At 32.9% G+C, this 8,640-nt stretch carries 12 protein-coding genes; 9 read left to right on the top strand and 3 right to left on the bottom strand.

Going from position 1 to position 8,640, the window contains the following annotated elements:
• Positions 1-127: 127 nt before the first annotated feature.
• From SFT90_03440 to SFT90_03430, 3 genes are all read right to left on the bottom strand, one after another.
• On the bottom strand, positions 128-394 hold the full coding sequence (locus SFT90_03440; GenBank protein ID MDX1949540.1) for a Txe/YoeB family addiction module toxin: 267 nt from the start codon (positions 392-394) through the stop codon (positions 128-130).
• Positions 387-641: a type II toxin-antitoxin system prevent-host-death family antitoxin gene (locus SFT90_03435; protein ID MDX1949539.1), complete on the bottom strand. Its 255-nt coding sequence runs from the start codon at positions 639-641 to the stop codon at positions 387-389. Before SFT90_03435 ends, SFT90_03440 begins: the two co-directional genes overlap by 8 nt.
• A 75-nt stretch (positions 642-716) precedes the next feature.
• Positions 717-2,003 carry an adenylosuccinate synthase gene (locus SFT90_03430; protein MDX1949538.1) on the bottom strand — a complete coding sequence of 429 codons (1,287 nt, stop codon included), beginning with the start codon at positions 2,001-2,003 and terminating at the stop codon, positions 717-719.
• A gap of 151 nt (positions 2,004-2,154) precedes the next feature.
• Here SFT90_03430 and SFT90_03425 point away from each other — a divergent pair, with 151 nt between their 5' ends.
• From SFT90_03425 to SFT90_03385, 9 genes are all read left to right on the top strand, one after another.
• Positions 2,155-3,468, top strand: a complete 1,314-nt coding sequence (locus tag SFT90_03425) for an aminotransferase class I/II-fold pyridoxal phosphate-dependent enzyme (GenBank protein ID MDX1949537.1) — start codon at positions 2,155-2,157, stop codon at positions 3,466-3,468.
• Positions 3,455-3,733 carry a hypothetical protein gene (locus tag SFT90_03420; GenBank protein MDX1949536.1) on the top strand — a complete coding sequence of 93 codons (279 nt, stop codon included), beginning with the start codon at positions 3,455-3,457 and terminating at the stop codon, positions 3,731-3,733. Before SFT90_03425 ends, SFT90_03420 begins: the two co-directional genes overlap by 14 nt.
• Positions 3,734-3,879: 146 nt before the next feature.
• The gene (locus SFT90_03415) at positions 3,880-4,953 is read left to right on the top strand and encodes a sensor domain-containing diguanylate cyclase (GenBank protein MDX1949535.1); all 1,074 of its coding nucleotides are present in this window, start codon (positions 3,880-3,882) and stop codon (positions 4,951-4,953) included.
• 119 nt (positions 4,954-5,072) lie between these two features.
• Positions 5,073-5,576 carry a flagellar basal body-associated FliL family protein gene (locus SFT90_03410; protein ID MDX1949534.1) on the top strand — a complete coding sequence of 168 codons (504 nt, stop codon included), beginning with the start codon at positions 5,073-5,075 and terminating at the stop codon, positions 5,574-5,576.
• A 3-nt stretch (positions 5,577-5,579) separates the two neighbouring features.
• Entirely contained in the window at positions 5,580-6,632 is a 1,053-nt protein-coding gene (gene fliM / locus SFT90_03405; protein MDX1949533.1) for a flagellar motor switch protein FliM, read from the top strand.
• Between the two features lie 16 nt (positions 6,633-6,648).
• Positions 6,649-7,176, top strand: coding sequence for a DUF6468 domain-containing protein (locus SFT90_03400; GenBank protein MDX1949532.1), 528 nt, complete (start codon positions 6,649-6,651; stop codon positions 7,174-7,176).
• 2 nt (positions 7,177-7,178) lie between these two features.
• Complete coding sequence (locus SFT90_03395; GenBank protein MDX1949531.1) at positions 7,179-7,823, top strand: hypothetical protein; 645 nt, start codon at positions 7,179-7,181, stop codon at positions 7,821-7,823.
• A 54-nt stretch (positions 7,824-7,877) separates the two neighbouring features.
• The gene (locus SFT90_03390; GenBank protein MDX1949530.1) at positions 7,878-8,261 is read left to right on the top strand and encodes a response regulator; all 384 of its coding nucleotides are present in this window, start codon (positions 7,878-7,880) and stop codon (positions 8,259-8,261) included.
• Positions 8,262-8,282: 21 nt separating this feature from the next.
• A complete protein-coding gene (locus tag SFT90_03385) occupies positions 8,283-8,639 on the top strand; it encodes a hypothetical protein (GenBank protein MDX1949529.1) in 357 nt (118 codons plus the stop codon).
• Position 8,640 lies beyond the last annotated feature (1 nt).

Below are 8,640 nucleotides of genomic sequence, written 5' to 3'. Positions count from 1 at the left end.
GATACCGCATCTCACAAACACCCTTGGTATTGGGTTTCAGTTGATCAATTATATCACGCAATGAACACCGAAGCTAGAGAGGGAAACAAAAGAGGTTATTTAGTTGTAAGTGATAAACTTTAGATTATCAATAATGATATCTGCACTTTATAATTACTATTCTTTTGCCAGATTCAATTGCATAAACCAATCTGTGAACCTCATCAATCCTTCTAGACCAATAGCCCGAATATTCATGTTTTAGAGGCTCCGGCTTTCCCAAGCCTTGGAAAGGATTTCTTGAAACATCTTTAATAAGAGTATTAATTTTTTTAAGAATTTTTTTATCAAATTCTGACCAATAAATATAATCTTCCCAGCCCTGACTTGTGAAATTAACCTCCATTTTATTCATCAATTAGCTTCTTTTTGAAGATTTTACCTTTTTTGTGATCAGAAATTGAATTTAGCAATTTTTTATGGTTATTGCCAGAGGCTTTCAAATGCTCAGTTTCACTCCACCTATTCCACTCAGAAAGCGGAACTAAAACAACCGCCTCACCATTTCTTCTAGTAATTGCCGTAGGTTCAAAATTATTAAGAACGGAATCTAGCAGAGCCTTTAAATTATTGCGAGCTACTGTAAAGGAAACTATTTGCATATGTTAAAATGTCCATAAAATTGTTCGTATAAATGACATTATAACATAAATATTAATATAACTCAACAGCTTAAATCAAAATATTTTTTCCAACAAAATAGTATCTTCACGCTCTGGGGAGGTTGAGATTGCTGAGATTTTAACACCAATTAACTCTTCCAATTTTTTAATATAAGTGATAGCATTTTTTGGAAGATTTTCTAAATTTCTAACATTTGCAGTGGTTTCACCCTTCCAACCTTTCATCTCTATATATTTAGCCTTTGCTTTGGCTTGAAGCTCCGGAAGTGCTGGAAGATAATCATACTCCCTGCCCTCAATTTCATAAGCATAACAAATTTTGATTGTTTCAAATTCATCTAAAACATCAATTTTGGTAAGAACAATTCCATTAACGCCAGAAATCAAGCAAGATTGACGAGTTAAAACCGCATCAAACCAGCCACATCGGCGTTTTCTGCCTGTAACCGTTCCAAACTCCCTACCTCTCTGCCCCATTAATTCGCCATCATCATTTTCTTGTTCAGAAGGGAAAGGCCCGCTGCCAACACGAGTTGTATAGGCTTTTGCGATGCCTAAAACTTTTATTTCACTCAAGCCCAAGCCACTGCCAGTGAAAGCCTGAGCAGGGTTAGTGTTTGAGGAGGTAACAAAAGGATAAGTGCCGTAATCAATATCAAGCAGAATACCTTGTGCACCTTCAAAGAGAATTTTCTTGCCTTGCTTTTTATATTCCGCAAGTAACTTCCAAGCAGGTTTTGCAAATTTCAAAATTTTCGGGGCGATAGATTTTAAGAAATTCATTGTTTCATCAGAATTAACTAAATCAAAACCTGCTGATTTTCTGAATAAATTGTGATGCTCAAGTAATGCATCAACTTTATTTTTAAGCGTTGAGAAATCTGCTAAATCGCAAACTCGGATAGTTCTTCTGCCCACTTTATCTTCATAAGCGGGCCCAATTCCACGGCCTGTAGTGCCGATTTTATTATTGCCTTTATTGTTTTCAGATGATTGATCGGCAAGTTTATGAATTGGTAAAATCAAACAAGCATTTTCCGCAATGATAAGATTTTTTTCATCAATGGTAACGCCTTGTGATGAAATTTTTTCAATCTCATCAAGCAAAGCCTGCGGATCAATCACAACGCCATTGCCAATAATTGAGATTTTATTTTTGCGAACAATTCCAGATGGAAGCAGAGAAAGTTTATAAACTTTGCCATCAATTACAAGTGTATGCCCTGCATTATGACCACCCTGAAACCGCACTATAACATCAGCTTCCGCTGATAGCCAATCAACAATTTTACCTTTACCTTCATCGCCCCATTGAGCGCCAATCACTGCATGTATAGACATATTAGAACAGATTATTTATTTCAAACCTGTTCTTTATACATTTGATTTTTTCAATTTCAATCAATCAAATTTTTACAAGAAATTTAATGATTTGCTAACCTTAATATGTTACAAATTATATAATAAATAGTATAAATAGAATATTTTTGTTATGCATCTTCCAAAAACATTAGCAGAATTATCTCTAGCATATTTTGATGAGCAATATGCTAGCAAAGATTTAGAAAGGCAATTCTGGGATTTTAGCTCAGGTGTTGGCATTTTTCCTAAAGGAGTTCTTGATGGCAAAGAGGTTATTACATTTTCATCAAATGACTATCTCGGTTTAGCCACCAATGAAAAGTTTGTAAGTCAGGCGATAGAAGTTGTTAAAATTAGAGGCGTGGGTTCAGGTGGAAGCCATAATTTAGGTGGCAGATACCCAGAATTATCAGAGTTAGAGCATCAAATAGCAAGCGTGTATGAAAGAGATGGGTCTGTTATTTTTGGGTCAGGATATGATGCAAATATGGAAACGCTAAAGATGCTAGCAAAAATATATGATAACAAGCTAGTATTTGTAAGCGACCAGTTAAATCACAGGTCAATTATTGAGGGTATGAGAGGGCTTCCAAAGGCTATCTTTACTCACAATGATATGGAGGATTTAGAAAGAGAACTTAAAAAGGTAAAAACCACTTATCCAAATTCAAAGCCTATAATAGTTTTTGAGGGCATATATTCAATGGATGGTGCAATGCCAAATATAAGAGATATAGTGGAGCTTGCTAAAAAATATGATGCTCTAACCATAGATGATGAAGTTCATGCAGTTGGTTTATACGGTTCTCGAGGGGGGGGGATATGTGAAAGCTCTGGTGTAAGGGATGATATTGATATTATAATTGGAGGCTTTGGCAAGGCTCACGGCTCAAAAGGTGGTTTTGTAATAGCGGACAAGGCTTTTACAACAGCGATGAAAATGTCGCCTTCTTATATTTTTACATCAACAGAGCCACCAATAATTACATCAACAGCCTTATTTACATCAAAATATTTGATGGATGAAAATTGTCCTGAAAGAGTTTCGCACAGAGAAAATGTAGCATTTGCAAAACAAGTTTTTACGAAAAAGAAACTGCCATTTTTAGACTTTGGAGGGCATATAATACCAATAATGATTGGTGATAAAAAAGAAGGCATTAATGATGCAACAGAAGCCAAAGCAGTAGCTCAAGATTTATTAGAAAAAGGTTATTTATGCAGACCAGTTTTTCACCCTTCTGTTCCTATTGGTGAAGCAAGATTGAGGATTATAGTTAATGCTTCGCATACAAAGGAGCATATACATGGGTTAGCAGAAGCTCTTGAACAAGTTTTATCTAAACATAATATAATAGGAAAAAGAGAGGGCATAGCCTTATGCACTGAATTTTTTTGCTTTGCTGAAAAACAAATATTAAAAAAACAAAATGAAAAACACTAAATTCAATATAAAAAATACTGATAAGATTTTACTGGAAAAAAGTGATTTTATTATGTTGCTTACCTCTCAATCTACTAATGATAGTGGTGAAAATTATTATGCATTTGTTAGAGCTAATAAAAAGGGAATTGAAGATTATAATAAGGCTATAGAGCAAGGCTTAACTATAGAATTCAAAAACTTTGGCGAAGTTTTGCTTGAAGGAAAAGGTGAACCTACAGAGCTTGAAAAAATATACATAAAAGAAAAGTTCTCAAAAATTTAAATAAAAAAATTTATAATCTTTTGCAAAAAAATCACAAAAAAATAATTCAAAATTTTTTGTTAAATTATTATTGACTAAACAATTTATAAAATGCTAAAAATAACTATATATAGTGTTTATCAATTAATAATATTACAATATCTTGTATGCAAGAGATTTCAATACTTTCAAGAAAGCCAGTATCATTTAGAAAAGCAAATAGCTCAAAAATTTTAGATAGGTTGCCTTCAACGCCACATAAATCAAAGAAAAATTTTTCATCAAAAATTGCAGAGCTAGAAAATGAAATAAGTTTGCTTACCTCGTATTCTTCTGACACTATATATCGCCTTGATTATAGAAATATGAAATATGATTATATTTCACCAGCCATCAAAATGTTGCTTGGTTTTACTGCACAAGAAATGAAAAATATTAATTTTCGCTCACTAATTGTTGAAACAAAAATAGTTACTGATGGATTTAGAAAAATTGATTCTTTTGACGAGCTTGAAAAAAAACGCATCGCAGGTGATATTGGCAAGTGGCAAGCTGATTATTTAATCCGCACTAAAACTGGAGATAAAATTTGGGTTTCCGATGTTTCTTGGCCTTGGTTTGATGCTAACGGCAAGGTAATTGGCTCAGTTGGCTCACTTCGCGATATTGAAGATAGGGTAAAAATGGAGCTTCAATTAGAGCAAAGAATTAAAGACTTAACTATTAAAGATACACTTACAGAACTTGATAACAAACAGAAATTTGATGAAAATCTTGAAAAAGAATTCAAGCGGGCAACGAGAAATAAATCTGAACTTTCAATTATTTTATTTGATTTGGATAATCTTAAGAAAATAAATTTTGAACATGGCAGAGATGCAGGCGATTTACTTATTAAAAACTTTGCGAAATTATTAAAATCCTCTTTAAGAGAAACAGATTTCTTAGCTCGTTTAGAAAATGCTTTGTTTGGCTTAGTCCTTCCAGATACAGATATTAAAGGCGCATATTTTGTGGCGGAAAGACTCAGAATTGATGCGAATAGGCAGGAATTTATCTTCAAAGAAGGCAAGCAACCTATGCATTATAGCTTCTCAGCTGGAATAGCATCAGCAACTATAGACGAATCTTCAAACCCACAAGATTTATATAAAGTTGCGGATACAAGGCTCTACATTGCTAAAAACACCGGTAGAAACCAAGTTAGCATTGATGAATTAATTAGTTTTGTTAACTTATAAATAGTAACTTTTTTGCAAATAAACCTTCAATACTCTTTAATTTTCTTGAATTATACAAAAATTAATAAACAAAATTTTTCTACGAATTAGAATAGGTTGTAAATTTAATTTATAGAATTATGGCGGAAGAAAAAGATTTAGATTCTAGTGCAACAGAAAACCCAGAAGGTGAAGCTGGTAAGCCCAAATCCAAGAAAATACTAATAATTGTTATTGTTGGGGTTTTAGTTTTAGTTCTAGCAGGTGCGGGAGTGTTTTTAAGTGGAATTCTTAAAGGTGAAAAAAAGGTTGAAGAAAATGCGGAAGCACTTGTTGAAAAAATTGTCTATTTTGACATGGACGAGTTTTTAGTGAATCTAAATAACCCCGGAAATCAAGTTAGCTTCCTTAAAACAATCATAACTTTAGAGGTTCCTAACCAAGCTACTATGAATGAAATTCAGAGTAAAATGCCAAGAATAAGAGATGCCTTTCAAACTTATTTAAGGGAGCTTAGAAGCACAGATCTACAAGGCTCAGCTGGTATTCAAAGGCTAAGAGTTGAGTTACTACTCAGAGTAAATTCTATTTTAGAATCAGGCAAAGTTAATAGCGTTTTATTCAAAGAAATAATTGTTCAGTAAAAAATGGGCAGTGAAGAAAATAAAAATAATCAAGAAGATGCGATGGCCTCAATGATTGCAGAAATGGGCAATGCAGAAGACAAAACAGAAGCTCAAGATGCAGATATGTCTGCAATGCTTGAAACCCAAGGAACTCTCAGTCAAGATGAAATAGATTCCTTACTTGGTTTTGGGGGTGAGGCAACTATCCCAGAAAGAGGGGTTGAAGCACTTATCTACAGAACGGTTGATAATTACGAAAAATTTCCAATGCTGGAAGTTATTTTTGATAGATTTTCAAGATCTGTCTCCAGCACTTTAAGGAGTTTTACAGGTGAAGTTTCTGAAATTAGCGTTCTAAATATTGGCTCTGTTAAATTTGAAGATTACCTAAACACCATTCCATTACCAACGATGATAAATGTTTTTCAAGCAACTGAATGGGAAAATTTGGGTCTTATAACCATTGAAAGTTCATTAGTTTACAGGCTAGTTGATATTTTATTGGGTGGTGGCAAAGGCAAAGCATCTTTCAGGATTGAAGGCAGGCCATTTACGACTATTGAACAAGATATAATTTCTAATTTCTGCAAATTAATTTTAGAGGAAGTTTCATCAGCTTTTACACCAGTTACAACTGTTACTTTTAAGCATGACAGGCTGGAAACCAACCCTAGATTTGCTGCAATTACTAGGCCTCAAAACCCTGTTGTAATAATAACTTGCAATATTGAGTTTGATGGCGATGGCGGAAAAATTGATATAATATTTCCTTATCAAACCTTAGAGCCTGTTAAAGATCAATTAATGCAAATGTTCTCGGGGGAATCTTTTGGGAGTGATTTATCATGGGAAAATTATCTCAGCGATGAAATAATAAGTAGTAAAGTGAATGTTCAAGCAACATTAAAGCCAATTACTATTAACCTGAATTATTTAGCGAACTTAAAAGTTGGTTCAACACTTGTAAGTAATAATAAACATGATGATATACTTGACATAAATTGCAATGGTATTAGTTTACTTTCAGGTAAACTTGGGGCATTAGAAGATAAACTTGCAATTTCTATTACCTAGAAAATTTTAGCTATTCATGACAATTGAAATTACCTTAAATATTATAATCTGCATTCTTTTAGCTATAACAGCAGTTTTAGGGCTGAGACTTGGCAAAAAAATTAGCTCGTTTAATCAAACTAAAACTGAACTAGAGAAATTTATAATTTCGTTTAATGAGTCAATAAGAAGGGCGGAAAATAATGTGAATGAGCTAAAAGCAACTGGAACATCCGTTGATGAAAATCTCAAAGCACAAATAAAAAAAGCGAGGTTTTTAGCAAATGATTTATCATATCTCTCAGAAAAAGCTGAAAATGTTGCATCTCAACTTGATGAAAAAATTTCTTCCTCAAGGGAAATTTATAGAAAAGTAATGGTTGAAAACCCTCAGGCAACTCAAGCAAAACCAATTTATTCACAAAATTTAGATTTTACACCTCCAAATAAAAATATTCAAAATACAAATAAAGACTCCAACTCCCCTTCTAAAAAAAATGCACTTGATGCACTTCTTAAGCAAATTGCTAAGAAAAAAGAGGAAATAACAAAACAAAGTAGTTAACTATGTTTTTGGCACTAATAAGAGTTTTAACAATTTCCTTGAGCCTATTTTTTGTTGTAAAAATTTTTGATGTTATTGAAAATAGCAAAAATATTTTAACTACTCTTGAATATGGCCCACAAGCTGTTGCCCAGCAAGAAACCCCTGCTCCTGAATCCCCGCCTAAAACCGAAGATGCTAAATCAGAAAGCTCAAACTCTGAAGGTGCGGTTTCAATTGACGAAGTAAAAAAACTTACTGATGAGGAAATACAAATTCTGCAAAGACTTGTTGAAAGAAAGAAAAGACTTATCAGATGGGAAGAAGAGCTAGAAATTAAAGATAATGTTCTTGCCCTTACCGAGGAGAGAATTGATAAAAAACTTGAAGAGCTCAGAAAACTTAAAAAAGCAGTTGAGCTCAGCTTAAATGAATATAGTAAAGTTGAGGAAGAAAAAACTCAAAGTCTTGTTAAAATATATGAGAATATGAAGGCAAAAAATGCTGCTGATATTTTATCTAAAATGAAAACTGAGGAGGCTCTGCCAATATTCAGCAGAATGAAAGAAAAAAACGCCGCTGATATTTTATCTAAAATGGATCCCAGAATTGCTCAGGAGATAACTTCAGCACTAAATCAATTGGGTAAATTACAAAACCCCGAATAATATTGATTTATAGAATAATTTATTTAGAAATTATAAAAATAATAAATTTTGGTTATGGTTGATAAAAATATGCAAATACTCATCGTTGATGATTATAAAACGATGCTAAAAATTGAAAGAAATCTTCTCAATCAACTTGGCTTTAATAATATTGATGAAGCCACAGATGGTGAAATGGCTTGGGGAATGATGCAAGAAAAAGAATATAAACTTATCCTTTCTGATTGGAATATGGAGCCACTTTCAGGCTTAGATTTCTTAAAAAGAGTTCGTGCGAGTGAAAAATTTTCAAAAATGCCTTTCATCATGGTAACCGCGGAAACTAAAGCGGAAAATGTTCTTATCGCAAAACAAGCGGGCGTTAATAACTATATTGTAAAACCATTCAATCTTCAAACTCTAAAAATGAAGATGGAAGCGGTGATTGGCAAATTCTAAAATAAACAAAAATTATATTTAATGAAAGATTTATTTACACTAGCAAATGATGAAATTTTAGCTCTAGTTAAAGATTCGGAAATTTGTGCTAATAATATTATGCAATCCGCAGAAAACATAAGTAAATTAGCAGAAGCAGTTAGCAATCAGGAAATTGCAGGTTTGATAAAAATGGAAATTGCTAAAATTTTTGAAGCAACTTATTTTCAGGATTTTACAGGTCAGAGATGTACAAAATTAAAAGAAATTTTTAGTGAAATTTTTGAAAAAACTGGCTCTATATCAGCAAAAGAAAAATCTTTTGAAAAATCCCTCATGGAAGGCCCTCAAACTGAAACCGCAAGCCAAGAAGATATAGATAAATTATTCAATTCTTAGC

This window comes from Rickettsiales bacterium (assembly GCA_033762595.1).
In the GTDB taxonomy this organism is placed as follows: domain Bacteria; phylum Pseudomonadota; class Alphaproteobacteria; order Rickettsiales; family UBA8987; genus JANPLD01.
Note: the sequence above shows the minus strand (reverse complement) of the source record. Positions and strands in the feature narration are given on the sequence as shown.